The 26,029-nt window shown below is 61.2% G+C and carries 26 protein-coding genes and 1 pseudogene; 12 read left to right on the plus strand and 15 right to left on the minus strand.

The genetic code is table 11. The features are described 5' to 3' along the window. From AC1DE4_RS18605 to AC1DE4_RS18615, 3 genes are all read right to left on the minus strand, one after another. The gene (locus AC1DE4_RS18605; RefSeq protein ID WP_477882431.1) at nucleotides 1–762 is read right to left on the minus strand and encodes an ABC transporter permease; all 762 of its coding nucleotides are present in this window, start codon (nucleotides 760–762) and stop codon (nucleotides 1–3) included. Beyond that, nucleotides 759–1,685, minus strand: coding sequence for an ABC transporter ATP-binding protein (locus AC1DE4_RS18610; protein WP_477882433.1), 927 nt, complete (start codon nucleotides 1,683–1,685; stop codon nucleotides 759–761). The genes AC1DE4_RS18605 and AC1DE4_RS18610 overlap by 4 nt, the downstream gene beginning before the upstream one ends. Nucleotides 1,686–2,082: 397 nt before the next feature. Further along, nucleotides 2,083–3,399 carry an extensin-like domain-containing protein gene (locus AC1DE4_RS18615; protein WP_192240573.1) on the minus strand — a complete coding sequence of 439 codons (1,317 nt, stop codon included), beginning with the start codon at nucleotides 3,397–3,399 and terminating at the stop codon, nucleotides 2,083–2,085. Nucleotides 3,400–3,685: 286 nt separating this feature from the next. Here AC1DE4_RS18615 and AC1DE4_RS18620 point away from each other — a divergent pair, with 286 nt between their 5' ends. Then, the gene (locus tag AC1DE4_RS18620) at nucleotides 3,686–4,732 is read left to right on the plus strand and encodes a diguanylate cyclase domain-containing protein (RefSeq protein WP_192304742.1); all 1,047 of its coding nucleotides are present in this window, start codon (nucleotides 3,686–3,688) and stop codon (nucleotides 4,730–4,732) included. Between the two features lie 117 nt (nucleotides 4,733–4,849). Then, entirely contained in the window at nucleotides 4,850–5,269 is a 420-nt protein-coding gene (locus AC1DE4_RS18625) for a DoxX family protein (RefSeq protein ID WP_192304740.1), read from the plus strand. A gap of 81 nt (nucleotides 5,270–5,350) precedes the next feature. On the opposite strand, the gene AC1DE4_RS18630 is transcribed toward AC1DE4_RS18625, so the two are convergent. From AC1DE4_RS18630 to AC1DE4_RS18660, 7 genes are all read right to left on the minus strand, one after another. Then, entirely contained in the window at nucleotides 5,351–6,760 is a 1,410-nt protein-coding gene (locus AC1DE4_RS18630) for a pyridoxal phosphate-dependent decarboxylase family protein (RefSeq protein WP_477882436.1), read from the minus strand. 115 nt (nucleotides 6,761–6,875) lie between these two features. Then, nucleotides 6,876–7,091, minus strand: coding sequence for a hypothetical protein (locus AC1DE4_RS18635; protein ID WP_018854771.1), 216 nt, complete (start codon nucleotides 7,089–7,091; stop codon nucleotides 6,876–6,878). 258 nt (nucleotides 7,092–7,349) lie between these two features. Continuing rightward, nucleotides 7,350–7,508, minus strand: coding sequence for a hypothetical protein (locus tag AC1DE4_RS18640; protein ID WP_167354909.1), 159 nt, complete (start codon nucleotides 7,506–7,508; stop codon nucleotides 7,350–7,352). 127 nt (nucleotides 7,509–7,635) lie between these two features. Then, the gene (locus tag AC1DE4_RS18645) at nucleotides 7,636–9,297 is read right to left on the minus strand and encodes an alpha/beta hydrolase (protein ID WP_018854769.1); all 1,662 of its coding nucleotides are present in this window, start codon (nucleotides 9,295–9,297) and stop codon (nucleotides 7,636–7,638) included. Nucleotides 9,298–9,352: 55 nt separating this feature from the next. Further along, nucleotides 9,353–10,375, minus strand: coding sequence for a linear amide C-N hydrolase (locus tag AC1DE4_RS18650; RefSeq protein WP_246734427.1), 1,023 nt, complete (start codon nucleotides 10,373–10,375; stop codon nucleotides 9,353–9,355). Nucleotides 10,376–10,462: 87 nt separating this feature from the next. Beyond that, a complete protein-coding gene (locus tag AC1DE4_RS18655; RefSeq protein WP_246734425.1) occupies nucleotides 10,463–11,290 on the minus strand; it encodes a hypothetical protein in 828 nt (275 codons plus the stop codon). A 137-nt stretch (nucleotides 11,291–11,427) separates the two neighbouring features. Beyond that, nucleotides 11,428–13,248 carry a methyl-accepting chemotaxis protein gene (locus tag AC1DE4_RS18660; RefSeq protein ID WP_477882439.1) on the minus strand — a complete coding sequence of 607 codons (1,821 nt, stop codon included), beginning with the start codon at nucleotides 13,246–13,248 and terminating at the stop codon, nucleotides 11,428–11,430. Nucleotides 13,249–13,568: 320 nt separating this feature from the next. Between AC1DE4_RS18660 and AC1DE4_RS18665 the strand changes: the two genes are divergently transcribed. The 4 genes from AC1DE4_RS18665 to AC1DE4_RS18680 all read left to right on the plus strand — a co-directional run bounded on the left by AC1DE4_RS18665 (nucleotide 13,569) and on the right by AC1DE4_RS18680 (nucleotide 15,385). Then, nucleotides 13,569–13,952, plus strand: a complete 384-nt coding sequence (locus AC1DE4_RS18665; RefSeq protein ID WP_018854766.1) for an acyl-CoA thioesterase — start codon at nucleotides 13,569–13,571, stop codon at nucleotides 13,950–13,952. 2 nt (nucleotides 13,953–13,954) lie between these two features. Next, nucleotides 13,955–14,545: a hypothetical protein gene (locus AC1DE4_RS18670; protein WP_018854765.1), complete on the plus strand. Its 591-nt coding sequence runs from the start codon at nucleotides 13,955–13,957 to the stop codon at nucleotides 14,543–14,545. Nucleotides 14,546–14,613: 68 nt separating this feature from the next. Next, nucleotides 14,614–15,060 (plus strand): SRPBCC family protein, encoded by a 447-nt coding sequence (locus AC1DE4_RS18675; protein ID WP_018116196.1) that lies wholly within the window; start codon nucleotides 14,614–14,616, stop codon nucleotides 15,058–15,060. 1 nt (nucleotide 15,061) lies between these two features. Further along, nucleotides 15,062–15,385 carry an ArsR/SmtB family transcription factor gene (locus tag AC1DE4_RS18680; RefSeq protein WP_169680301.1) on the plus strand — a complete coding sequence of 108 codons (324 nt, stop codon included), beginning with the start codon at nucleotides 15,062–15,064 and terminating at the stop codon, nucleotides 15,383–15,385. Nucleotides 15,386–15,418: 33 nt separating this feature from the next. Here the strand turns inward: AC1DE4_RS18680 and AC1DE4_RS18685 are convergent, their stop codons facing one another. Further along, complete coding sequence (locus tag AC1DE4_RS18685) at nucleotides 15,419–15,772, minus strand: DMT family protein (protein WP_018116323.1); 354 nt, start codon at nucleotides 15,770–15,772, stop codon at nucleotides 15,419–15,421. Between the two features lie 1,241 nt (nucleotides 15,773–17,013). Here AC1DE4_RS18685 and AC1DE4_RS18690 point away from each other — a divergent pair. Together AC1DE4_RS18690 and AC1DE4_RS18695 are read left to right on the plus strand one after the other, a co-directional pair. Then, nucleotides 17,014–17,154, plus strand: a pseudogene (locus AC1DE4_RS18690) (conjugal transfer protein); the annotation flags it as partial. A gap of 15 nt (nucleotides 17,155–17,169) precedes the next feature. Then, on the plus strand, nucleotides 17,170–17,319 hold the full coding sequence (locus tag AC1DE4_RS18695) for a hypothetical protein (protein ID WP_477882466.1): 150 nt from the start codon (nucleotides 17,170–17,172) through the stop codon (nucleotides 17,317–17,319). A 62-nt stretch (nucleotides 17,320–17,381) separates the two neighbouring features. On the opposite strand, the gene gltS is transcribed toward AC1DE4_RS18695, so the two are convergent. The 3 genes from gltS to AC1DE4_RS18710 form a co-directional block, all read right to left on the minus strand. Beyond that, nucleotides 17,382–18,587: a sodium/glutamate symporter gene (gene gltS, locus AC1DE4_RS18700; protein WP_477882441.1), complete on the minus strand. Its 1,206-nt coding sequence runs from the start codon at nucleotides 18,585–18,587 to the stop codon at nucleotides 17,382–17,384. A gap of 276 nt (nucleotides 18,588–18,863) precedes the next feature. Next, the gene (locus AC1DE4_RS18705; protein ID WP_477882443.1) at nucleotides 18,864–19,523 is read right to left on the minus strand and encodes a dihydrofolate reductase family protein; all 660 of its coding nucleotides are present in this window, start codon (nucleotides 19,521–19,523) and stop codon (nucleotides 18,864–18,866) included. Nucleotides 19,524–19,701: 178 nt separating this feature from the next. Beyond that, the gene (locus AC1DE4_RS18710) at nucleotides 19,702–20,139 is read right to left on the minus strand and encodes a VOC family protein (protein WP_192304732.1); all 438 of its coding nucleotides are present in this window, start codon (nucleotides 20,137–20,139) and stop codon (nucleotides 19,702–19,704) included. Nucleotides 20,140–20,772: 633 nt separating this feature from the next. Here AC1DE4_RS18710 and AC1DE4_RS18715 point away from each other — a divergent pair. Beyond that, complete coding sequence (locus AC1DE4_RS18715) at nucleotides 20,773–21,276, plus strand: hypothetical protein (protein ID WP_477882446.1); 504 nt, start codon at nucleotides 20,773–20,775, stop codon at nucleotides 21,274–21,276. Between the two features lie 146 nt (nucleotides 21,277–21,422). Here AC1DE4_RS18715 and AC1DE4_RS18720 read toward each other — a convergent pair whose 3' ends face one another. Beyond that, nucleotides 21,423–21,701, minus strand: coding sequence for a hypothetical protein (locus tag AC1DE4_RS18720; protein WP_477882448.1), 279 nt, complete (start codon nucleotides 21,699–21,701; stop codon nucleotides 21,423–21,425). 134 nt (nucleotides 21,702–21,835) lie between these two features. Between AC1DE4_RS18720 and AC1DE4_RS18725 the strand changes: the two genes are divergently transcribed. The 3 genes from AC1DE4_RS18725 to uvrB all read left to right on the plus strand — a co-directional run bounded on the left by AC1DE4_RS18725 (nucleotide 21,836) and on the right by uvrB (nucleotide 25,939). After that, nucleotides 21,836–22,207, plus strand: a complete 372-nt coding sequence (locus AC1DE4_RS18725; protein ID WP_477882450.1) for a hypothetical protein — start codon at nucleotides 21,836–21,838, stop codon at nucleotides 22,205–22,207. Nucleotides 22,208–22,485: 278 nt separating this feature from the next. Next, a complete protein-coding gene (locus AC1DE4_RS18730) occupies nucleotides 22,486–22,869 on the plus strand; it encodes a VOC family protein (protein WP_018854757.1) in 384 nt (127 codons plus the stop codon). A 157-nt stretch (nucleotides 22,870–23,026) separates the two neighbouring features. Beyond that, nucleotides 23,027–25,939, plus strand: coding sequence for an excinuclease ABC subunit UvrB (gene uvrB, locus AC1DE4_RS18735; protein WP_192304730.1), 2,913 nt, complete (start codon nucleotides 23,027–23,029; stop codon nucleotides 25,937–25,939). The last annotated feature ends 90 nt before the right edge of the window (nucleotides 25,940–26,029 follow it).

The following is a 26,029-nucleotide window of genomic DNA, read 5'->3' on the forward strand; positions in this document are numbered from 1 at the left end:
CTAGCTCCGCAGCCTGTATCCCGTCTTGAAGATCCAGCCCAGGCTACCGAGGCAAATCAGCAGGAAGAGCGAGATCATCCCGAGGCTGACCAGCGGATTGACGTCGGCAATGCCGAAGAAGCTCCAGCGGAAACCACTGACGAGGTAGAGCACCGGATTGAAGTGGCTTACCGCCTGCCAGAACGGCGGCAGCATGTTGATCGAATAGAAACTGCCGCCAAGAAACGTCAGGGGCGGCACGACCAGCATGGGGATCAGGTTCAACTGTTCGAAGTTGGCGGCCCAGATGCCGATCATGAATCCGAAAAGGCTAAAGGTGATCGCCGTCAGCAGGAAGAACAGAACCATCATGACAGGATGCTGGATCCTGATATCCACGAATAGATTCGCCGTAAGCAGGATGATCACCCCGATCATCAGTCCCTTCGTCGCCGCCGCACCGACGTAGCCAAGCAGGATCTCGCTCGTGGCCACCGGGGCCGACAAGACCTCGTAGATCGTGCCGGTAAACTTCGGAAAGTAGATGCCGAACGACCCGTTGCTGATGCATTGGCCAAGCAGCGTCAGCATGATCAGGCCGGGCGTGATGAACGCGCCGTAGGATACCCCCTCCACTTCCTGGATCCGCGAGCCGATCGCCGCGCCGAAAACGATGAAATAGAGCGACGTCGAGATCACCGGCGACACGACGCTTTGCAGAAGCGTCCGGCGCGTGCGCGCCATTTCGAAGAAATAGATGGACTTGATGGCTTCGACGTTCATTTCGATCCTCCCACGAGCGCCACGAAGATGTCTTCCAGCGAGCTCTGCTGCGTCGAAAGATCCTTGAAGTGAATGTTGTGCTCGCTGAGCCGGGTCAGCAACGTGGCAACGCTTTCCTGTTCTTTCTCTGCATCGAAATCGTAGATCAGGCGGGTGCCGCCTGCGACGAGCGAGAGGCCGTTGCCGGCAAACCGATCCGGCAACGCCTGCAATGGCTCGGTCAATTCGAGAATGAGCTGCTTGCGGCCAAGCTTGGCCATCAGCGCCGTCTTGTCTTCCACCAAAAGCAGCTCCCCGCCGTTGATGACGCCGACACGATCGGCAATCTCTTCCGCCTCTTCGATGTAGTGTGTCGTCAGGATGATCGTGACGCCTGAGCGTCGCAGCTTCTCCACGACATGCCACATGTCCTTGCGCAGCGTCACATCCACGCCCGCGGTCGGCTCGTCGAGGAAGAGGATTTGCGGTTCATGCGACAGTGCCTTGGCAATGAGCACGCGCCGCTTCATGCCACCGGACAGCTGCCGCAGCATATTGTCTTTCTTGTCCCACAGCGACAGATCGCGGAGCACCTTATCGATATGCCCGGGATTGGGCCGCTTGCCGTGCAGCCCGCGGGAGAAGCTGACGGTATTCCACACGGTCTCGAACTGGTCCGTGGTAAGTTCCTGGGGAACAAGGCCAATCATCGAGCGCGTCGCCCGGAACTCCTTCACCACGTCATGGCCATCGACCGTGACCGTGCCACCGGTCGGATTCGTGATACCGCAGACGATTGAGATCATAGTTGTCTTGCCCGCCCCGTTCGGCCCGAGCAAGGCTAAAATCTCCCCCCTCTCGACATCGAGATCAATGCCCTTGAGCGCTTGAAATCCGTTGGCGTAGGTCTTGGTGAGATTTCGGATGGAAATGATGGGGGCCATGAACTCTTCTGACATCTGCGGCGGGAGTTGCTGGGGCGCTATATATCCGCTTTGAGTAGTTTTGACATCCCAACACAGGTGAACAGAGTATTCACTTGCGTGAAAAGGCGCGCGGGAAGAAAAGATCCTTCGCGCCTTCAGCGAACCCCAAAGCAGCAGATGTCATCAGACGGTGATATTTCTGATCCATAAAGACGGCGAGGCAGGCAAGCGCTCTCCGTCCCGCCGCACCCCTTGCGGAGCCGCCGTCCGAGCGATCTCGTTACGCTCCTTTGCTTCCTCGACATACAGTAGAGCGTATTACCTATGATGACATGAGATGACAGGATCCGGCTGGGCGGCCGTCGCCCGCGCCGCGTTCGCATTGGGGGCCGGCTCTCGGGCCGGCCTTTCCTTTTCAATCGCAGTAGACCCTACCGCTTTGGCGTGCGCGCAGATCGAAGTGAAAATGGTTCCAATGCTCTGGATTGCTGCCCGGTCCGAGCACCGTGTTGAAGTACTTGCAGCTGTCGCTGCGCACGGCCTGCAGCAGCCTGCCCTCCCGGAAAGAGAACAACCCCTTCTTGCGCACGTCGATCGCGTGACCGCTCTTCAGGACAAACTTGCCGACATCGATTGCGTTGCCGTGAGCGTGCTCGGACATCGGATTGTAGCGCTGCCGGCTGTTGTTCATGCGGCGGCAGCTATATCCGCCGAGGGGCTGGATGGTCTTGATACCGGACCAGTAGCGAAAGCGGGCGGAAGGCGCGAGCTCGTTCTTGACCCATTTGGCGAAGGCGAGCGTCACCTGGCAATTCAGCGTCACCGCCGGCCGGACGCCGATATTGCCTGACAGGCCCTGCAATGAGATCGGGTACGGCACCTGGCAGGCCGGCCCGTTTGAGATCGGCGGCTTCTCGGTATAGACGACACCCATCCGCTTCAACTCACGGCGACAGGCAAGCTCCGAGGCTGGCATTACGCTCGGATCAGCGGGCGCGACCGGTTCGCTCATCATCGGCGCGGTCGGGTTGCTCGGTCGCAACATGGCGACCTCGTTCTCTTCGGGCACGCGCGCCGGCGCAACCACCCGCCTTCCGTCATTCCAGACAGGTGCGTTACCCATCTGCGCCTGCGCCGCGGGCGCAGGGATCCGCGCGCTGTTAAGCTGGGTCGGATTTTCGGTGCCGATGCCATCGACAACGGGCTGGTCGGACTGGCCCTCGGCGATCTGCTGCTGTTGCTCCTCTGCCAGACCGACGACAGGCTCCGCCCCCAGTTCAGCATCCATATTGACGCCACCGGTAGGCACGGAAAGTGGCTGCGTTCCGCCCCAGGTCGAAGGCTGGTTTCGAAGTGAGCCGGCAGCGCCCTGCGCGCCCGCCATCGCCTCGTCGCTGTCGATCATTGGCAGTCGCCCGGGCTGCGCGGATGCTCGTAGCGTCTGGCTGCCACTGCGGCTCTCACCTGTTCCAGCAAGATTGGGGGTGTTGAGATAATCCACCGATCCTGCGGCATCGCTGACAGGCGCGTTTGCGGCCGGATAGGCCTGCTCGCTCGGCGCTGTCTGCATTTGCGGCACAGGTGCGCGGCGGCTTGCCGGAGAGATCGATCCCACCCGTGTTCCATTGTCCACCTCGCCGGGCGGAATAAGGCCATCGGTGGAACACGTCACCAGGGCTGTCGATAGCAGCACGGGCAATACGTATTGCCGAAGAATGGGAACAAACGCCATACTCTCATCGCTTCCGAGGAACGGCAGGGATCTAAAACTTGAGCCGAAATTTAACGATGAACGGTGAACGAAAGCTTACCCGGATCGCGACTGCCGCCCCCAACTCCCGAAACCGAGCCCGGACAGCACCTATCCAGGCCAAGGACAAGACGCTGGCCCGACACGCAGCTGTCACAATTTGGACATAGCCGCCCTCGACAACACAAGTTGCCGCATGCTGTACAAAAACGAAATCTTAAGTCATTCCAACGATTGTAAGATTGAGCCATCCAACGTCGGACCGGGTATGAGTTTCTTCGCTGCTTTCGTCAAAATCGCAGACCCGATGGCGTCATCCCGAGGTAGCAGCGAGGCTGCCGTGGCGGCGCTGGAACGCCAACTCGCGGACAAGGAGCGGCAGCTCGAACAGCAGGCGGTCGCCCTCGCGCACAGCCGGAAGATATTCGATCGCTCGTCCGAGGCCGCACGGATTGGCGTATGGGAATGCAGCCTACCCGACAATCAGCTTGTCTGGACCAAGATGGTCTACGATCTCTTCGACCTGCCACATGAGGCGAATCTCGACCGCGCCGAGATCCTGAAATGCTACTCTAGAGAATCGCTTTCCGAGCTTATTCGTCTCCGCGGCCGAGCGATCGAGGAGCGGACCGGATTTACGCTCGATGCCGAGATCCTCACGCCCAAGGGCCATACGCGTTGGATTCGCATCACCGCGACCGTTGAGTGTGAAGACGATGTCCCCGTCCGGATCTTCGGCATGAAACTCGACATCACGGCTGAAAAGATGATGTACGATCAGATCCGCTATCTGGCGGAATTCGACATCCTGACCGGCCTGCCGAACCGCGCGCAGTTTCAGACCGCGCTGCAGCGCCTGCCTCTGCGCTCCGTTGGCGGCAATGCCGCTGCCCTGCTTCTGATCGACCTCGACGGCTTCAAGGGCATTAACGACACCTTCGGCCACCAGGCGGGCGACGATTGCCTCAAGGAAACGGCAGAACGGTTGCTCGCAGCGTGCGCGGGGGCAGACCTCGTGGCACGGATTGGCGGCGATGAGTTCGCGGTTCTCGTCAGCGGCTACGACAGTGTCGAAAGCGTCGCCGCGCTCGCCGGGACAGTCGTTCGGCGCCTCAGCCGCTCTATCGAACGGAACGGCGCCAAAATGGATGTCGGCGCATCCGTCGGGGTTGCCTTCCACGACGCATCGCTGCGTTCTGACATCTTCGTTTGCGCCGACGCCGCGCTCTACAAGGCGAAAAGCGACGGCAAGAACCGCTTCCAGGTCCACCAGGCTCCCGCCTGCATCGACAATCCAAAGATGGACGCCGCCTAACCTCTCCCACGCATTGACCGAGCAACGTGCCTTCTGAAACGCTGGCGACGGATGCACGCATCTGGACTATACTACAGGCTGACTGCGGTCATCGGCAACGTGCGTCAGGAGTGACATATGGCAGACAGCAGATCCCCGGTCGCCCCAGGCGCACGCGACCTTGCAATATTGATCGGCCGGCTGCTTCTCGCCTGGATTTTCCTGCATGAAGGCGTCTCGCTGGCGTTGAATTTTTCAGGCGCCGTCGAGATGGCCGCGCAATTCGGCTTGAGCGTTCCCCTGCTTGTGGCAACGATCGCACTCCAGATCGGCGCCGGCCTATCTATTGCGGGCGGGCTCTTGACCCGCTTCGGCGCAGCCGCCCTGGGCCTGTTTTGCGTCGCAACCGCCACGCTCTACCACACGAACTTCAGCGACCAGAACGAACTCCTTCATTTCGAGAAGGACCTGGCCATTGCTGGTGGGATGTTCGTGCTCGCCGCGGCGGGAGCCGGCGCTCTCTCGATCGATCACTGGCTGAGGAGCCGCGGGCAGTAGCGCCGGTCGAACTAAAAAATCTGAACACCTACCCTCGTCGCCGATCCGTCGCGAAGATTATTGCGCGAAGTCACCATGCGGTCACGCAGCATCGCACCGCTCTCCCCGATAGGCTCTCACGATCGCCTCGACCGCCTCCACTGCCTGGGCAGTGTTCGTCTGGTAGTTCGTGACTGACAGCCGCAAGACCTGCCTGCCGCGCCATATCGCGCCACCGGCAAACAGGGCGCCTTCCCGCTGCAAGGCACCGATCGTTCGCTTGGTCAGCTCGTCGGCCTGCTCGGCCGGCCAGTCCGCTCCGAAGCGCACTATCACTTGGTTGAGCAGCACATCGTTGGCGATCGCAATTCCCGGCTCTTTGGCAAGCGCCTGCGCTATGGATGCCGCGACGTCACTGGCGCCATCAACCAAGGCCTCGATGCCCTGGCGTCCGAGATGCCTGATCATCGCCCACGTGGCAAAGCCACGCGCGCGCCGCGACAGCTCCGGCACATAGTGCGAGGGATCGCGCTCGCCTTCGCTGGCAAGCGGCAGATAGCTCGCCGATATGGTCATGGCCCGCCGATGCGCGACTTCGTCGCGAACGATTGCATAGCCGCAATCGTATGGCGTCTGCAGCCACTTGTGCCCGTCCGTCGCCCAGCTGTCCGCCTGCTCCACGCCTGAAGTGAGATGACGGCGCCGTGCCGATACCTGCGCCCAGAGGCCGAACGCCCCGTCGACATGCACCCATGCGCCTTTCGATTTGGCGATCGGGATCAACCTGCCGAAATCATCGCAGGCACCCGTATTGATCTGCCCGGCCTGGAGGATCGCTATGCGCGGGCCAGAGACATCAGCAACGGCCTGTTCGAACCCTGCCGGCACGATACGCCCCTGATCATCGGTCGGGACCCGTATCACGCGGTCGTGGCCGAGACCGAGAAACTGCAAGGCAGAAAATACCGTCGTATGCGCATCATCGCCGATCAGCACTGAAATGGGCGGCGCTCCGAACAGCCCGTTGGCGTCGGCATCCCAGCCGGCGCGCAACAGCACCTCGCCTCGGGCCGCCGCCAGGCAAGTGAAATTCGCGACGGTTGCGCCGGTAACGAAACCAACTGAGGCCTCTAAGGGGAGTCCGAGCAGCTGAAGCAGCCAGCGCCCGCCCACTGTTTCAACGGCCGCGGCCGAAGGCGATACCGTATGGTTGCCGGCATTCTGTCCCCACGCACTGGTAAGGAAGTCAGCCGCTACCCCCATTGGGTGAGAGCCACCGATGACCCAGCCGAAGAAGCGTGGGCCGGTCATCAAATGCAGTCCGGGCTCGGCCGTTGTTACTAGCTCGTCAAGCACGTCGACAAGTGGCGATGGCTGTTCCRGCAGCGGAGCGGCGAAAGCCTCCAGCGAGCCGGCGTAATCCCGCAACGGATGATGGGGCCGACTATCGATCGTGTCGCGAAAGCGCGCGGCATGGTCGGCAGCGATTGAGAACAATTCCTTCGTGCCCATGCGTCCGCCCCCCCCCAACATCAGGCAGTTGAGCCTGCGATGGCGGAGAATAGCCTGAACTCAGTGCCGGAGCCAGCCAAACGGCTCAACCCACCGACGGAACGCTTTCAGATAATCAGGCGCCTGCACTGCGAAGTGCCACGGGCGCCTCGTGTTTCTCGCTGCCGTAGAGCTCGTTCATGATCTTGGCGACTTCGACGGCATAGCCTTCCGTCAAGCCGTGCAATATCTGCCCGCCGAAGGATGCGGGCTCCTCGGTGTCGTTGTCCCACACCATCCAGAGATCGAGCGGGTCGCAAATGACGTCGTAGCGTAGGTCGGAACTGTACATGGTAGATTGCCTCGATAACCCCACCCACTTAACCCACTGACTCTTAACGTCCTCTTGCTTTGGACTAGCAATTAGGGTGAACGATTTTTTGTGCTGGTGGCCGGAAGCCCAGAAACGACCAGGACAAAAACGGTTCCTGATCCTGCCGGAGCTCTCGCAGCGATGTCGCCTCGCGGCAGGCAGGCCCTGAATACAAGTTGCGACGCCCTTCAGAGGCGCTCGCGGCCGTCGGCACAGAGCAAATCCAAGGTCCCCGTTTTATTGCGCAGGGACGCTCCCCGTAACGATACGATCCGTTTTCATCACGTCCATCTGCGGCCAGTTGGACGCGGCTTCGGTCGCCGGACGGCTACCGACTGCCAGAATTGTGATCAGACCGGCCACGATGGCAGTCACAATCAAGCCGCTATAGGTCATGTTTCGAGCCTCAATGCTGTGGTTTCCCAGCCACTGCGGCGCAAACTGATACGAGAGCCTAAATGAAAGCATAATGAACGTGGTTAACGCACAGCCTTTCCGTTCTTGACCGGCGTGTTGTGGATAACTAATCGGCAGCACTGGCCTGCGCGGACCGCTCTTGGAACAACCGCTTCAACGCATCGAGCTTCTCAGCATCAATCTTCGGGTCGGTCACAGCGACCCAGCCATCGATATAGTGCTGGGGCGCATAGACGTGACCGTACCCCATGGGAGAGCTCGTGGCGATTGCCACGTCGACCAGCAATTGCAGCATCGTCAGCGCGGGAAACCAACGCAGGCTCGGCGAAACATCCGGGCCGCGTGGACGCCTCATCCATGCCGGCTCCCGATAGAAGGAATAGGCATCGAAGAAGGTTATTGGGTCGCTGGCATATTGCAGGTAGACGATGCGAATGGGTCCCCAGGTCGCCCCGGGAATATCCAGGTGGTTCGTCTGGTTGGTAAATCGGATGAGGGATCCGTCGCGGAACTGCGGCAGCCACGCGGGCGATTGGGGATTGCGCGCCGCCGTCACGTCTCGCCACATCCTGCTTTCAAAAGGGGGCCCGCTCCACAAAGCCCCCTGAAACGGATCCGCGACAATGTCGAATATATCGGCAGATACCTGCGAATTCAGCGCGCCAAGGCTGAGGCCATGCAGGTAGAGCTTCGGTCTCTTGTCTCGTGGCAAGGTCGTCCAGTAGCCATAGACTTCCCGAAACAACGCCTTGCCTGAGGCCGAGCCATATTCCGGCTCAACCAGCAGCGATAGCCAACTCGCCAGATAGGAATATTGAAGAGCGACGCTCGCCACGTCACCGTGATGCAGATATTCGAGCGGGTCCATCGCCTGCGGGTCGATCCAGCCGGTGCCGGTCGGAACGATGATGACGAGAAGCGAGCGTTCGAACGCGCCCTGCCGCTTCATCTCCTCGAGTGCGAGCTTTGCGCGCCCCTCGATCGTTTCAGCGTTGTTCAGGCCCACATAGGTTCGTATCGGCTCGCGCGCAGGCGCCTTCCAGAAATCGCTGATCTCGGCCGCTGTCGGTCCCGAAGCGATAAACTGGCGTCCGCGACGCCCAAGTCCCTCCCAAGTGACAAGCGAGGCAGTGCTCCCGGTCTTTGCCGGGTCATCTGGCATCGGCACGCCCGTTTCCACAAGCGCGTCGACGCTGCGGAACGAACTATCAGCGAGATGCAATCCCGCCCGCAGCAATACGCCATCCACGACCGACCAGAAGAGTGCGATCGCAAGAACACCTGCGATGACCTGCGAGACGCGGCGCGGAACGTATCGTGATAGCCATCCCGACAGGAACAGACAGGTGAACCGAAACAGCCGGCCGATCAGAACAGCAACGAAGAAGGTGACGATTGCGACGAACGCGACGCTGAAGGGTTCAGCGGTATCGACGCGCTCCATGTGCCACAAGTCGCGAATGGAATTCTGCCAGTCGACAACTCGCCGAAGGAAGATTACGGCCAGCACGACGCCGAGTACGCAAACGATCAGGTTGCCGCGCAGCCTGCCAACACCGGGGACCCGCAGTTCCAGGTACTTCCAGAGCCAGCTGAAGGCCACCCCGAAGAAATATCCCACGGCCGCGGCAATGCCGGACAACACGCCTTGAATCAAATAGGAGCGTGGCATCAGGCTCGGCGTCAGCGACGCGGCGAAGAAGATGAAGCCAAGCGCCAACCCAGGCGTCGAAAGCGATACGAACAGGCGCAACAGCAAACGTTTCATGCGTTCCCTCTCATGCGTCTTGCGCCGGTAAAGGCAGCACGACCGCCCAGCCTGCCTACATCTGAAGTCCGAGGAACTTGAACGGCTGAGAGTCCTTGAACTCCTTTGTCGCGTCCCCGGAATAGGTGTGGTCCTGGTTCTCGCCCAGGTCGAGTTTCTTCACCTTACCGCTCCCCTTGGAGAAGTCGATTGCCTTGAGATCGACCCAGAACGTATTGGGTGTCAGGGCCGACTCGAAGAAATACAGCATGCGCTTGTGGTCGACGACGGTCCGCCAGCGCGTCGACGAAATGTTCGGCTCTTCGGGCGTGTTCAGGCCATAAGGGACCGAGGTGTTTCGAATGACGCTGAAGACACTCGCCAATGCCCTGTTGGGGTCCTCATCCTTGGGAATGGCATTCACATAGAACGAGGCGCGCGCGAAACGGTCGGACGCCCGATTTGTGCCCGGCAGCATGACTGTCCCGCCGATCTGCTTCCAATAGGTGTTCAGCGCCAGTTGCTCATCGAAGGTCGGCGAATTCGTCATCACCTGGTATTTGCGGTCGTGGTGAATGACCTGCTTGCCCTTGATATATTCGACGATCGCGCTGTCGCCGGTCTTGTCGGACATGGATAGATGAAGCGTCGTGAGCCGGTTCTCACCTGGCACGTTGTCGCTGACAATCGTGAAGGGTTCCTTTCCTAACGCCGCTACAGCCTCGTCGACGGTCGCAAAGTTATCGAGCACATACTGCCCCCACGCGGCGATCGTCAGGCCGGGCTTGCTGTCCTTGTCAAACTTCGGATACTCGGATTCGACGAGCCAGAGCAGATTGACATTAAGGCCCGCCTCGTTGAGCCCATCGGTCGTCGATACGTCGTATCCCGTCGCAACAACGCTGCCGTATTTCGCGGTCCACTTGATCGAGTTTGGCCCCGCCTCACCATTGCGTTCAATGCCGCGCGGCAGCACCCACAGGTTCGTAGCAACGTCGCTCTTCCAATCCATCGACCGCGCGGTGATGATGTTGCCGTCAGGGCCGAGATAGACCAATCGCGTGCATGCCTGAGCCGCCGATTGCCCGAAGACCATCATCGATCCGACGGCGAACGCAACAAGCGAACGAGCCAGAGGGTTATTGCCGAAGATCATCCGCTACTCCATTCGTTGTTTTGAACTGAACTAGAAGCGCATCGAGAAGCCGACGACCGGCCCATGTTGGCTGACATCCCAGCGAAACTTGTTCGCGCCGGTGAAATCGTCGTTCTCATAGTCCTGATACAACAGACGATAGCCTGCACGCAGGATCGTCGGCTTGCCGAACATCTCCATCCGGTACCCGAGATACGCCTGCGCATTGACGCTGACCTTTGAGCCGACATCGAAACCGCCGACGTCAGCCTCGGCAAACAGGTTCCAACGGTCGGTGAGGTCGGCGTTCATTCGAAGGCCGATGAATGGATCGGCCCAGTCAGAACTCTTCGTCGAACTGACGCCAAAGGCAGAAACGTCTGCCTTCAGTTCTGTCCAGCGAACGCCGACTGTCGGCTCGAAGGATATTGTGCGCGGCTTTCCAAAGACGGTCTGCCCGCCAAGTTCTACTTCATACGCTTTGAAAAACGCCCCCGCAGCAAGTGTCGTGGTTTTTATGTCGATCCCGATCTCATGCGCGAAGACCCGCTCATCCTGGCTTGTCTGAACATGCTGCCCGTCGAAGTAGACACCCCATTTGCCGTTCGTGACTTCGACGTTGCCCATCAGCGCGAGATCGAGATGGTCGAAGATTTCAGAGAACGGCACGTCCACGTCGGTATCGAAGCCGGCAAGCGACGCGTTGCCTTTCAGGGAGGCTGCCCACACATAGGGGCTGACAATCACTGCCCATTCGGGTTCCGGCTCCATGCGTTCGGCATCAAAATCGGCAGCCCTGGCTGCCGAAAACACAATCGACGATAGGCAGAAAACGAGACTAAAAAGGCTCCTCGGCAGGCAAGGCGAGAATCGAAGCATTCTTAGCCTCCGTTGGGGACGCCATGCACTTTACTATCTGAAAGCGCAAATTCAAGGGACGCACGAGGGAGTAGACGCAGACAAGAGGGCTCCCGAACACCGTCCGGGAGCCCTCTTCCTCCTTAGGGATTTACCGTTCAGGCCGCGTACGACATGCGTCCGGCGCTGGTTCCGCCGGCAGCCCGTAGTCTGAAATTGGCAAGCAACGTGCTCAACTGCCGGCTTTCGTCGGCCAGCGTCTGGCTTGCAGCCGTGGTTTCCTCGACCATCGCGGCATTCTGCTGCGTCATCTGGTCCATGTGATTGACCGAAGTGTTGATCTCGTTGAGCCCCGTCGCCTGCTCGCGAGCCGCAGTCGCGATTGAAATGACGTGATTGTTCACGCGGTTGACCAGTTCCTCGATTTCGAGCAACGCATCCCCAGTCGAACGCACGAGCGTCACGCCGTTGTTTACCTCGCTTGCCGAGGTGCTGATCAGCACTTTGATCTCCTTCGCTGCATTGGCGGAGCGCTGTGCCAATTCGCGCACTTCCTGTGCGACCACGGCGAACCCGCGTCCCGCCTCGCCCGCGCGCGCTGCCTCCACTCCGGCATTGAGTGCGAGGAGGTTTGTCTGGAAGGCAATCTCATCGATGACGCCGATAATCTGGCCGATGCGGTTCGACGAATCCTCGATCCGGTTCATCGCGGTGACTGCGTTGCGGACGATATCGCCAGACTTGCCGGCGCTGGTCTTGGTTTCCGCCACCATCTCGCGGGCTTCTGCTGCACGTTCGGAAGCGGTCCGCACCGTCGCAGTGATCTCGTCGAGAGCTGCCGCCGTTTCTTCCAGCGCAGCCGCCTGCTGCTCGGTACGCTTCGACAGATTGTTGGTCGCCTCGCTGATGTCGCCGGCGCTGTCGTTGACGACGCTGGTCGACTCCGCGATCGCCCGGATCACGCCGTTCAGTGCGTCCACAGCGGAATTGAAGTCGGAGCGCAGCTTGGCATAATCCTGGCCGAGATCGCCGATCGACACGGTCAGGTCGCCCGCAGCCAGTTTCTCAAGTCCCGCGCCGAGCGACTGGATCGCGAAGGTCTGGCGATCCGCTGCCGAGCGCCAGTTGGCCTCGTTGCCGCGACGCTCCTCCTCGATCTGCAACTGGTGCTGGCTCTCGCGATCCCGCATCAGGGCCCGCTCGCGGACGGAATCCCGCAGCACAAGGAGAGACTTCGCCATGGCGCCGATCTCGTCGCGCCTGTCGTGGTCGACAATATCGACGGCGCCGGCTTCATCGGCAATGGCGTTCATCGCACCCTTCAGCCGGGCGATCGGCGCCGTGACGCTGCGCACAATCCCGAAGGCCACGGCGATAATCACGATCGCGCCGACGAGGCAGGCGCCGGCGGCCCAGATCGCATTCTGGCGATAGAGCGCCGCAAGATCGTCAGCATAGACGCCGGTACCGACCACCCAGCCCCAGGGCTCGAAACCGACCACGTGAGAATATTTCAGCACAGGATCCGCTGCACCCGGCTTCGGCCAGTAGTAGTCGACGAAGCCCTCACCGCTCCTCTTCACGGTGTTGGCGAACTCGACGAAGATGAACTTGCCAGTCGGATCCTTGTTCTGCGACAGGTCCGTTCCGCTCAGCTCCGGCTTGATCGGATGCATGATCATCGTCGGACGCATGTCGTTGATCCAGAAGTAGCCGTTGTCGCCGTAGCGCATGGCCGAAATCACTTCCTTCGCTGCACCCTGCGCCTGCTCCCGCGTCATCGCGCCGGATTGTTCCAGCTTGTAGTACTTCTGGAAGATGGCGATGGCCGTGGCATCCATTTGCGCAAGACCGTGCTTGCGCTCGCTCTCCAGCTTCGCGTGCGAATAGCTGAGGAAGAAGGTGATCGCGAGCACCAGAATAGCCAGTGCCAGTGCCACGAGAGAATAAAGGCGGGTAGAAATCTTGACGTTACGCATTGAGCCCCGGCAGTTCAGAATTTAATAATGGTCGAATACTGCTATGCGGGTCTTACCGGATGGTGAATTTGAATTGGATTTTATTGAACTGCCGTAAGGCGAGAGATTTCGCCAGGGACTCACTTCTCGCGACAAAGCATTGATTTATTTCAACAAGCTTCCGCCCATACAAACACGCTAGGTAAGATCTTATAGAACTATGGTAGCAGTCTGCGGCGTTGTACGCATCGCCACCGGACCAGGCCGCGTTTCGCTTTAAAGGCATCTGCGCTAGGGTCCCTCGGAATCGTTGTCCCCGTATCACTGAACAGGAGCCTTCCATGACCGACGCCAAGCCGAATGGCGCGCTGACCCTTCGCACAGTGGCCATGCCGGCCGACGCCAATCCAGCCGGCGACATTTTTGGTGGCTGGGTCATGGCACAGATGGACCTTGCCTCGGGCATCACCGCATCCGAACGCGCCAAGGGCCGCGTCGTCACCGCTGCCGTCAAGGAAATGGCCTTCGCCCTACCGGTGAAGATCGGCGATACGCTGTCAGTCTTCACGACTATCGAACGCGTCGGCCGCACGTCGATCACACTGTCGGTCGAGGCCTGGGCGACCCGCGCACGATATAACAACATGGAAAAGGTGACGGCCGCGACCTTCATCATGGTCGCCCTCGACGAAAGCGGCCAGCCGACGCCGGTTCCCGCGGAGTAGGCATGGAAACGGTCGCCTCGCCGGAGGTCTTTCTCCACATCAAGGTCGTGATGGGGATGGTGATCTCGCTTAGCCTTGCGCGGCTGCTGACCGGGATCGCCGGCATTATCCAACACCCCGGAAAGGCGAAGCCCTATGCCGTGCATCTCGGCTGGGCGGCCTCCATGTTCCTCTTCATCATCCACATCTGGTGGTGGGAGTACCGGCTGCAGGCCGTACCGGTGCTCCATTTCGGCGTCTATTTGTTTCTCATCTGTTTCTGCGGGCTGTTCTTCATGTTGTGCGCCCTGCTCTTCCCCGCTTCGCTGGATGAGTACGGCGGCTACGAGGAATATTTCTACTCCCGCCGCAAGTGGTTTTTCGGCACGCTCGCCATCACCTATGCTGTCGACATCGTCGATACGGCGATCAAGGGAGCCGATCACATCCAGTCGCTCGGCTGGGAGTTTCCGGCGCGCAACGTCGTCTACATCGTACTCTGCTGTATTGCCGCCTGGACCGGAAGCCGCCGCTTCCACACTGCTTTTGTCTGGCTCAATCTCGTCTATCAGATCAGCTTCATTTTCCGCATCTACGATGTCCTCGGATTATGATGCGCAACTTTTTGGTTGCCAATTGGTCGCGGATATGCGATTAAAAAGGCAACCAGGAGGTTGCTGATATGTCTGATCGCATCGAGAAGATCATCGAACTGAACGCGCCCGTCGAACGCGTCTGGAAGGCCATCACCGATCACCGCGAGTTCGGCGAATGGTTCCGCGTCCAGCTGGACGGACCCTTCGTGCCCGGAGAGAATTCGACCGGCCACATAACCTATCCCGGCTACGAGCACATCCGCTGGCAGGCGACCGTCAAACGCATGGAGAAGCCCGAGCTCTTCTCCTTCACCTGGCATCCCTACGCCATCGATCCTGATGTCGACTATTCCGGCGAACCGCCGACCCTCGTCGAATTCCGCCTGGAGCCGACGCCGTCAGGGTCGCGCCTGACGGTGACGGAGTCAGGTTTCGACAAGGTCCCGCCGCATCGCCGCGAGGAAGCCTTCCGGATGAACGACGGCGGCTGGGCCGAGCAAATGAAAAACATCAAGGAATACCTCGATCGCTAACATTGAATTCCGCCGCGACAATGCGGCCCCCCTGTTTGCCGCCTTGGGAGACCCGACGCGCCTGTCGCTGCTGACAACCCTCAGCGACGGGTGCGAGCGCTCGATCGCCGGCCTCTCCGCCGGCACCGAGCTTACCCGCCAGGCGATAACGAAACACCTGCATGTGCTGGAACAGGTCGGCCTCGTCCGCTCCACCAAGGTCGGGCGGGAAAGCCATTACGCCTTCCAACCCGATCGGATCGGCGAGATGCGCGCGTATCTCGACAGCGTCTCCCGGCAATGGGACGACGCGCTCGAGCGCCTGCGCGCCTTCGTGGAGCGTTAGGCCCCTGGCGTGCAGCAAGCCACCAGTCAGACCTCAGGCGCGGAAGATGAACGATGCGCCGATCGCGATCAGGGCGAAGCCAATGGCGTGGTTCCACGTCAGGTTCTCGCCGAGCCAGAAGACGGAGAAGCCGGAAAAGACGATAAGCGTGATCACCTCCTGCATCGTCTTCAGCTGTGCCGTCGTGTAGACGGCCGAACCGATACGGTTGGCAGGCACGGCAAGGCAGTATTCGAAGAAGGCGATCGCCCAGCTGACGACAATGGCGATATAGAGCGCCGCGCCTTTGTGCTTGAGATGCCCGTACCAGGCGAAGGTCATGAAGATATTTGAGGCGAAAAGCATGACAACCGGCCAGATGGCGGTTGGGCTAAGGGCAAAAGGCATGGTCGATTCCTGGAGTTAAAGGTGGCGGCAGCATGTATCGCCAATTTTCCGCTCCGCAAGGGGTTACCCCATCTTGTCGCCTCATGCACGCCCGGTAACTGAAATCGATGCCCGTCAGCCAGCCTCAAAAGCACAATCCATGATTGATGTTGATTGGTGTCAATTCCTCCAAAGCTGTGCGCCTAATAGGGAAGGCATCCGCAGATTGACAGTCCGATACGCTGCAACGCAAGGCACTGCCGCGCATCGCCGGTCCGGATGGCCTCACCAGACGTCTGCCGGAGGGGACGCGCCATGGACACGATCACAGATATCAACAAATCCAGTTTGGCTGGCCTGCTTGCGGCGCTCGCGACGGCGAAAATGAAGGTCGGTTCGATCGCCAATGCCGATGGCAGCTATACCGTTACCTACGAGCCCTTGCCTTCCGCATCGGACGGAGCCCAGCTCAGCGAGACTATGCCGAGCACACCGCCCGTTGCCAACATGGATAGCCCTGCCCCGGCGCCAGCAGGCGCGCATGGACCCTTCGTCCACGCCCGCGCGATCGCGCCGAAAACGATCCTTTATACCGACGCGGACGGGCGTGACGAAATCCGCGAAGGCGGCTCGCGCTCCTGGCGTAATTGCAACGCCGGCAATATCCGCAAGGGCGACTTCTCGATCAATTGCGGCGCCATCGGCGATGACGGCAGCTTCGCGATCTTTCCCGACGAGGAGAGCGGGAAGGCGGCGATCATCGCCCTGCTGAGAACGACCGCCTACATCAAGCTCACCCTCAAGCAGGCAATCTTCCGCTATGCGCCGCCGAACGAGAACCAATCCGAAGACTACGCCAAGTTCATCCGTGACAAGACCGGCATTGCGCTGACGGCGGTTCTCGCCGACCTCAAGATGGACGACTTCCGCAAGATCGCGAAATTCATCCAGGTCGTCGAGGGCTGGAAACCTGGCACAATCAGGCCGAACGGACCGCCTGCGCCGCTGATCGGCGCAGGCGCGGCCATCGGCGTGGCGTCGTCGGCGGCGTCGGCGGCGTCGGCCACGCAGGACTGGATGGCCATTGCTCGCCGGGAAGCTGCCCTTCCCGCACATGAACGCAGCCAATGGCCTGATCCCGGAGAGAACCCGCGCATCCTGAACTATTTCAAGGTCTGCGCCCATGGTTCGAGGTTGATGGTTGCGACGAAGTCGATTGGTGCGCCGCCTTCGTCAACTACTGCCTTGTCACGAGTGGGCACATGGGCACCGACCATCCAAGCGCCCGCTCCTTCTTCTGGAACAAGAAGAAGCAGTTTCATGTCCTTCAAGCCCCGCAACCAGGCGCGATCGCGGTTCGCCGCTACGCCCCCTTCTCCGACGCGAGCTGGGCAACGGGAAACGGCCATGTCGGCTTCGTGGTCTCCTGGACCAGCACGACGGTAACGCTCCTCGGCGGCAACCAGGGCAACACGATCTGCGAGAGGACATTCCCCCGTCTGGAGAAGAACGCAGCAGGCGCAAAGCAATCCGAATTCGTCGCCTTCCTGATGCCGGTCATCGTGTAGCAGCAGGCCCCGATCCGCGGAATGCCTGACGACGCCGAGGACCAGCGCTGCGTCGTCAGTCCCTATTGGACAAGATAGCCAAGGACTGCCGCGTTTATCAGGTCGATGAAGAAGGCGGAAACGAGCGGCAGAATGATGAACGCCATGCTGGAGGCACCGTGAATCTTGGTGACCGCTGTCATATTGGCGATAGCCGTCGGTGTGGCGCCTAGCGCGATACCGCCAAAGCCGGCGGAAATCACTGCAGCGTCGTAGTTCCGCCCCATCGCCGGGAACACGACGAAAAGGATGTAGATGACGGTCACGCACGTCTGCGCCCCGAGCACCAGGATGAGCGAGAGCCCTAGGCCGCTCAAGGCCCAGAGCTGCATGCTCATCAGCGACATCGAGAGAAACACGTTCAACGAAAGATCGGATATCAGCGACAGCGCACGGCTCCGCGTCGGCCATGGCAGGCGTGGAGCCGCCAACGGGACGACATTGGTCATCACGATGGCCACCAGAAGGCAAACGACGAAAAGCGGGAGCTTGAAGCCGGTCTCCTCGATCACCTCCTCCAAGGCATATCCCGTCAGGATCGCGATGTTGGTGACGAGCAATGTCCTCAACAGGCTGACCGCGCTGACCTCATCGTCATGTTCACGCGCCGACTTATGCGACACCCCGATCGTCAACTCTTCGTTCGCCGCTCCGCTCAGGTGGTATCGGGCGATCAGTCGCTGTGCGATCGGCCCGCCGATAAGGCTGGCGATGACAAGGCCAAGCGTTGCGCTGGCAATGCCGACTTCCATGGCGTTGGTGACCCCGAAGCGGCTCGAAACGATTGGAGCCCAAGCGATCGTTGTGCCGTGTCCGCCAATGAGCGAAATCGAGCCGAGCAGAATGTCGATGCCCCTGGGCAGGCCGAGCGCCGCGCTTGTTCCAATGGCCGTCAGATTCTGGATGATCAGGAAGGCGACCGTTATGACCAGAAGGATCAGAAAAGGCCTGCCGCCGGCGGCAAGATCGGTGAGCCGGGCGTTGAGACCGATACCTGTGAAGAAATAGAGAAGCAGCAGATCGCGTGCCTGAAGCGCGAAGCTGATCTCGATGTCGAACAGCGTGTATGCGAGGAGCGTCACCGCCGCCGCAAGCATCCCGCCTGTCACCGCCTCCGGAATGCTCCACCGCGTCAGAATGGGGAAAAGATGGTTCAGAGTTGCCCCAGCAAAGAACACCAGAATTGCAATCGTGAAAGACAGTAGCCCCGGAACCTGAATTGCCGCCACGCGCCACCCTTCCCCAAGATTCGCCACATCTGCCGCGGCGACGGTTTGCTGCCGGAAATCTGGCACACGACGCGGGATTGAGCCAGAAAAATACGCGCGATACTGGCAGGGAAAACGGCCGCGGCATCCCAACCTCAGGGACTTCTGCCGCGACGCCGCATTTTGGAATCCTTGAACCTTCATGCTCACCTTTGAAAAGGGCGTGCATGGAAGACGAAGAGCGATGCATTGCCGCCGCTCCTCGCCCAGCCTATGCCGCACCACCCGGCTATTGCCTCAGGTCAGGTTCTTGCGTCGCTCGAGCTCGGCCGTAGTCGGCTGCTCGAATTCGAACGAGCCGGTGACGATGTCGCCGTCACGAACATACTTGTTCGCAGTAACGCCGGAGCCCGAAACCCGCGAGCTGACGAGCTTCAGTTTGCCCGGAAAGGCGCCGTCAGCGAACAGCTTCTTGCCCTTGCCGAGCACGACGGGAAAGAATGAAATATTCAGCTCGTCGACCAGGTCGTTCTTGAAAAGCGTCTGCAGGAAGTCGGTTGACCCTTGTGTCAACAGGTGCGGTCCATCGCCGCCTTTCAACGCCTTGAGCGCGCCGACCACATCGGCACCGAGCACCTGGCTGTTCTGCCAGCTGGGCACAAAGTCCGGGTTGCGGGTCGCGACATATTTGGTGATCCGATCGAAAAGTGGACCGATCGGGTCGTCGGCCGCGACATAGGGCCAGTGCGCGGCGAAGATGTCGTAGGTCTTGCGGCCGAGCAAAAGATCGAAAGGATTGGCGAACATCTCACCCACGGTCTCGCCCATCGCCTCGTCGAAATAGGGAGCGGCCCAGCCGCCATGCCTGAAGTCGCCGATCGGGTCCTCGTCCGGACCGCCCGGCGCCTGCATGATGCCGTCGAGACTGACGAATGCACCAGTGATGATCTTCCTCATGCCTGTTCTCCTTTGTGGCCGTTTAGGCTGCTGACGGCGGCTTTCTCGAGCGAGCCGGCCGGTGTTGACGACTTAATTGTTCTTGGCGAGAACGCGGCCGGCCATGGCGGGATGGATCTCGAACACTGGGCCTGCCTCGGACTCGCTCGCTGACATTAGTCTTGTCTTCGTATTGCGCTCAGCTGAGTTCTTGGGCGAGCCCGATGAGAACCCCTTCAGGCCCCCTGATATAGCAGAGCCGATATATATCTTTGTACCGGACGACTTCGCCCACGAGTTGCGCGCCGCGCCTGCGGAGCCTTTCAAGCGTCTCGTCGATGTCGTCCACGGCGAACATGACGCGGAGGTAGCCTAGGGCGTTGACCGGGGCGTTCCGGTGATCTGCGACGACATCAGGCGCAAGGAAGCGGGAGAGCTCAAGCCGGCTGTGTCCATCGGGTGTGCGCATCATGGCAATCTCGACACACTGATGGGCCAGTCCAGTGACACGTCCGGCCCATTCTCCCTCGATCGTGGCCCGCCCTTCGAGCTCGAGGCCGAGCTCGCGAAAGAATTCAATCGTCTCTCCGAGGTCTTCGACGACGATTCCTACATTATCCATCCGCTTGAGCGCCATGCTTCCAATCTCCAAGGTGTCGTTCCAATCTACAAGGTGTCGCCTAGTACTGTCCGCGTCAGACGCTTGAATCCGGACGGCCTCAAAACGCCACCCGGCTTTCAAACGTCTCTTACACTCCAAGGACGATCGCCCATGCGACGTGCCGACAACCGTCTGAGATAAAATCGAACCTGTAAGGCGCTATCCTGTCGGGCGTCGTCGACTGGGCGAAGTGACCTGAAGCCGATGACGAGGCGTCCTGCAATCACTCTCGTTCCATCCGCACCTCAACAGCAAACGCCGTCAGTTGATGCACGCGGATACAACCAGAGCGTTTACCACAAAGCGAACGCCCCAATTTCGGTACGGAAATTTCCGCCAAGCCTCTAGTTATAAATAGTTATCGCGACAAAAGGTTATTCGTGAAATACATATATAGGTTGCAATCGCGCAACCAAGATATGTAAGCATAAATAGATCGATACCGGCAAAGCGCCCGTCAGCTGTCTGGCGGCGATGATACCGCTTGCGAAAGAACGATAGCCTGAGACCTCAGACATATTGAAGACAACAGTAGATCAATCGTCGGTCTGAACAGTTACCGCCATGCGCATTGACATCCTAGGCCGACAAGCCCTGTGGAGAGAAGCCATGCCTTTTGATCTTACCCAGCCGCTCTCGTGGGAGAGCGCGGCAGGAGACGCAGCGGTGATGCTCGACGAGCTCCAACCGAACATCGTCAAGGCGCACACCCGCGAATTCCTGACCGTCCTGTTCCTGAAATTCACCGACCCGGCCGGCGGCCGGGCCCTGCTGAAATCGCTGTCGCAGCCACCGGCCGGCGCGCTGCTCCTGAAAGCCGCGCGGACTCACTTGATGGAGGTCAAGGCGTTCAAGGCCAACGGCACCAAGGGAACCCCCTATGTCGGAGTCGGCATCACGCGCCACGGCTACACGGCCCTGCAAGTCCCCGACCCGACGATCCCGCAGGACGGCTCGTTCCTGGCGGGCATGAAGAACGCCGCGCTGAACGACCCGGCTCCGGCGAACTGGGATCCGCATTTCCGCGACGTCATCGACGCCGTCATCCTGGTCGGCGACCAGATGTCCGGGCCGCGCATCGCAACCGGGTTCTTGCCGCAGTCCATCAACTGATCCAGGCCGCCCACGGTGTTCAGATCCTCGGCGAGGAAAAGGGCCACGGTCTGCACAACAAGAACGGCGACGGCATCGAGCACTTCGGCTACGTCGACGGCCGCAGCCAGCCGCTGTTTCTCACCGAGGAAATAAACGACGAGCGGCTAACCGCCGACGGCACCAGTAACTGGGATCCGGCCTTCGGGCTGAACCGCGTCATCGTCCCGGATACCGCGGCGCCCGATCCGACGAGGCATTTCGGCAGCTACTTCGTATTCCGCAAGCTCGAGCAGAACGTCAAGCTGTTCAAGAAGCAGGAGAAGGCGCTGGCAAAGCGGCTGCATCTGAGGGGCGACGACGCCGAGCGAGCCGGCGCCATGCTGGTCGGCCGCTTCGAGGACGGCACGCCGTTGACGACCCAGTTCGCCGACGGCAACCACCATCCCGTTCCCAACGACTTCAACTACGACAGCGATCCGAACGGCGCGCCAAGTGTCCGTTCTTCGGCCATATCCGCAAGGTCAACCCGCGCGGTTCCGGCGGCTTCGAGCCGGTCGAGGGCGAGCGCCTGCACATCATGGCGCGGCGCGGCCAGACTCACGGCGTGCGCACCGACCAGCCCAATGACGGCCGGATCGACAACAAGCCGAGCAAGGATGTCGGCCTGCTGTTCATGGCCTTCAATGCAAACATCGCGCAGCAGTTCGAATTTGCGCAAGGGACATGGGCAAACAATCCGGGCTTTCCCCGGGTGCCCGCAGGCGCCGGCAGCCCCGGTCTCGACCTGGTGATCGGCCAGAGCCCCAACCCACGCCCCGATATCGATTGTCCGGCGCAATGGGGCGGCTCGACGATGACCACCACGACCGCACCGCCGCAGGCAGTGACCATGAAGGGCGGCGAATACTTCTTCATGCCGTCGCTGGCCTTCTTTCGCAGCCTCCCCTAGCCGGTCGGTTCCCGTTTACGCATCGAACACTCCTCACCCCTGTGCCCGTGGCAGGGGTGAGCCGCAAGAGCGAGACCGAGTGCGTGTTCGCACCCGACGTCCCAGACGCCCAAGCTTTTCAGCCACTATACAGCCCGCATGCAAATGAGGCGCACATCATCTGCCGCGACGGGCTTCCCTTTTCTCCGGGCCGCGACACTTTTCCTGGTGAGACAATTGGCAGTTACGCGTGACGGCGACCGGCGCCACCGTTGGCCGCCCAACATCGGGAGGAGGACATGGCGGAAACCACAGTCAATGTCCGCTACATGGTCGATGATGTCGAGGCAGCCATCGCCTGGTACACGACGCATCTCGGCTTTTCCGTTCTGACGAATTACGCTCCCGCCTTCGCGGATGTGCGGCGTGGAGCGCTGCGGCTGCTGCTCAGCGGACCGACCAGTTCCGCGGGACGGCCGATGCCGGACGGCGAACTGCCCCGCCCCGGCGGTTGGAACCGCATCCATCTGATCGTCGACGATCTGTCGGCGGAAGTGGCGCGCCTGCGCGGCGCCGGCGTCCAGTTCCGCAACGAGATCGTCACCGGACCGGGCGGGTCGCAGATCCTGCTGATTGATCCCTCCGGAAATTCCGTTGAGCTCTTTCAGCCGGCACGCGGATGACGCCGACCTGATATCCGCAAGCAGCCGTAACGCCGATGATCAGGACCGGGTGGCTTCAACGCCCCTGGACGCGGCACCCCCGCCACGTCACGCGTCGCTCCCCCATCAGTACTCTTTGCCCCTTCACTTTCGCGGTGACTCTCGCCATATTCCGCCCATGGCCAAAACTCCGAAGAAATCCGCCGCCCCTGTTGGCTTCGAGGAAGCCCCGCAGTCGTCCTTCGAGGGCGCTCCCCTGTCCGGTTCCGTTGCCGACTGGGTGAAGCAGCTGGAGGCCGATGCCGAGGCGTCAAGTGTCGAGACGCAACGCCAGATCGCCTCGAAGGCCGGCAAGCACCGCAAGAAGGTCGAAATCGCCGCCTCGAAGTCGGCGCGCGGCACGTCGATGGGCGGCTCGACCGATCCGAAGACCCGTGCGGCCGCCGGCCTCAATCCGGTGGCGGGCATGGACACGACGCTGGAGGAAGCCGCCTCATTGCAGGCCGGCACCGCCGTCACCGCCACTGTCGAGGCTTTGTCGGCGCTGATCGAGAGCGGCAACCCGCTGCACAAGAACGGCAAGATCTGGACGCCGCACCGCCCCGCCCGGCCGGACAAGTCCGAAGGCGGCATCTCGATCCGCATGAACAGCGAATATCAGCCCGCCGGCGACCAGCCGACTGCCATCAAGGACCTCGTCGAGGGCCTCGGCAATGGCGACCGCAGCCAGGTCCTGCTCGGCGTCACCGGCTCCGGCAAGACCTTCACCATGGCCAAGGTGATCGAGGAAACCCAGCGCCCGGCCCTGATCCTGGCGCCGAACAAGACGCTCGCCGCGCAGCTCTATTCCGAGTTCAAGAACTTCTTCCCCGACAACGCGGTCGAGTACTTCGTCTCCTACTACGACTACTACCAGCCGGAAGCCTACGTCCCGCGCTCCGACACCTATATCGAGAAGGAATCCTCGATCAACGAGCAGATCGACCGCATGCGCCACTCGGCGACGCGCTCGCTGCTCGAGCGCGACGACTGCATCATCGTCGCCTCGGTCTCCTGCATCTACGGTATCGGCTCGGTCGAAACCTATACCGCCATGACCTTCCAGATGAACGTCGGCGACCGCCTCGACCAGCGCCAGCTGCTCGCCGACCTCGTCGCCCAGCAATACAAGCGCCGCGACATGGATTTCCAGCGCGGCTCCTTCCGCGTCCGCGGCGACACCATCGAAATCTTCCCGGCCCACCTGGAAGATGCGGCCTGGCGCATCTCCATGTTCGGCGACGAGATCGACGCCATCACCGAGTTCGACCCGCTGACCGGCGCCAAGACCGGCGACCTGAAATCGGTGAAGATCTACGCCAACTCGCACTACGTCACCCCGCGCCCTACGCTGAACGCCGCCATCAAGTCGATCAAGGAGGAGCTGAAGCTCCGTCTCGTCGAACTCGAGAAGGCCGGCCGTCTCTTGGAAGCCCAGCGCCTGGAACAGCGCACCCGCTACGATATCGAAATGCTGGAAGCGACAGGCTCCTGCCAGGGTATCGAGAATTATTCGCGCTACCTCACTGGCCGTGACCCCGGCGACCCGCCGCCGACGCTGTTCGAATACGTCCCCGACAACGCCATCGTCTTCATCGACGAAAGCCACGTCACCATCCCGCAGATCGGCGGAATGTACCGGGGCGACTTCCGCCGCAAGGCGACGCTCGCCGAATACGGCTTCCGCCTGCCCTCCTGCATGGACAACCGTCCCTTGCGCTTCGAGGAATGGGACGCCATGCGCCCCGACACGATCGCCGTCTCGGCCACCCCCGGCGGCTGGGAGATGGACCAGTCAGGCGGCGTCTTCGCCGAGCAGGTCATCCGCCCGACCGGCCTGATCGACCCTCCCGTCGAGGTCCGCTCCGCCCGCAGCCAGGTCGACGACGTGCTCGGCGAAATCCGCGAGACCGCGGCCAAGGGCTACCGCACCCTCTGCACCGTGCTGACCAAGCGCATGGCCGAGGACCTAACCGAATACCTGCACGAACAGGGCGTCCGCGTCCGCTACATGCACAGTGACATCGACACGCTGGAGCGCATCGAGATCATCCGCGACCTCCGCCTCGGCGCCTTCGACGTGCTCGTCGGCATCAACCTCCTGCGCGAAGGCCTCGACATTCCCGAATGCGGCTTCGTCGCCATCCTCGATGCCGACAAGGAAGGCTTCCTGCGCTCCGAGACCTCGCTGATCCAGACGATCGGCCGCGCCGCGCGTAACGTCGACGGCAAGGTCATCCTCTATGCCGACAACATCACCGGCTCGATGCAGCGCGCCATGGACGAGACCGCGCGGCGCCGCGAAAAGCAGGTGGCCTACAACGAGGAACACGGCATCACGCCGGAGAGCGTCAAGGCGAAGATCTCGGACATCCTCGACTCGGTTTACGAACGCGACCACGTCCGCGCCGACATATCGGGCGCCTCGGGCAAGGGCTTTGCCGATGGCGGCAACCTCGTCGGCGGCAACCTGCAGACCCATCTCAACGCGCTGGAAAAGCAGATGCGCGACGCCGCCGCCGACCTCGACTTCGAGAAGGCCGCCCGCCTGCGCGACGAGATCAAGCGCCTCAAGGCCGCCGAACTCGCGGTCATGGACGACCCGATGGCACGCGAGGAAGCCCGCTCGCAGGAAGGCAGCGGCAAGAAGAGCGGCAAGCCGGCCGCAGGCGGCGGCTCGCTCTTCACCAAGCCCGGCCTCGACGACATGGGCCCCGGCACCGACACCGAAACCCCGCTCTTCCGCAAACCCGATCTCGACGATATGGGCCGCGACGTCGCCGACCCCGCTGGCAAGAGCCTCTTCCGCCGCAACAGCCTCGACGAAATGACCGTCGGCCGCACCGAAAAGCCGGTCGCCGGCCACCTGCCGGACAAGCCCGACGCCGCCAAGGGCACGAAGCGCTTCTCACGGCTGCTGGAAGGCCAGCCGGAGCGCGACGACGTCAGGCCGCTTGTGCGCGGCAAGGCGGGCGTGGGGAGTTATGAGGATCCGGTGGACCAGAAGCGCAAGGGGCGCACGAAGGGCAAGACGGGGCGGCCTGGGCAGTGATCGCCTCGGCCAGACCATTCCCTCTGTCGCGCCACCACCCACACTCCCCGTCATCCCGGACTTGATCGGGGATCCAGCAACCGCGCGTCC

This window comes from Rhizobium sp. 10N414, from assembly GCF_056394785.1.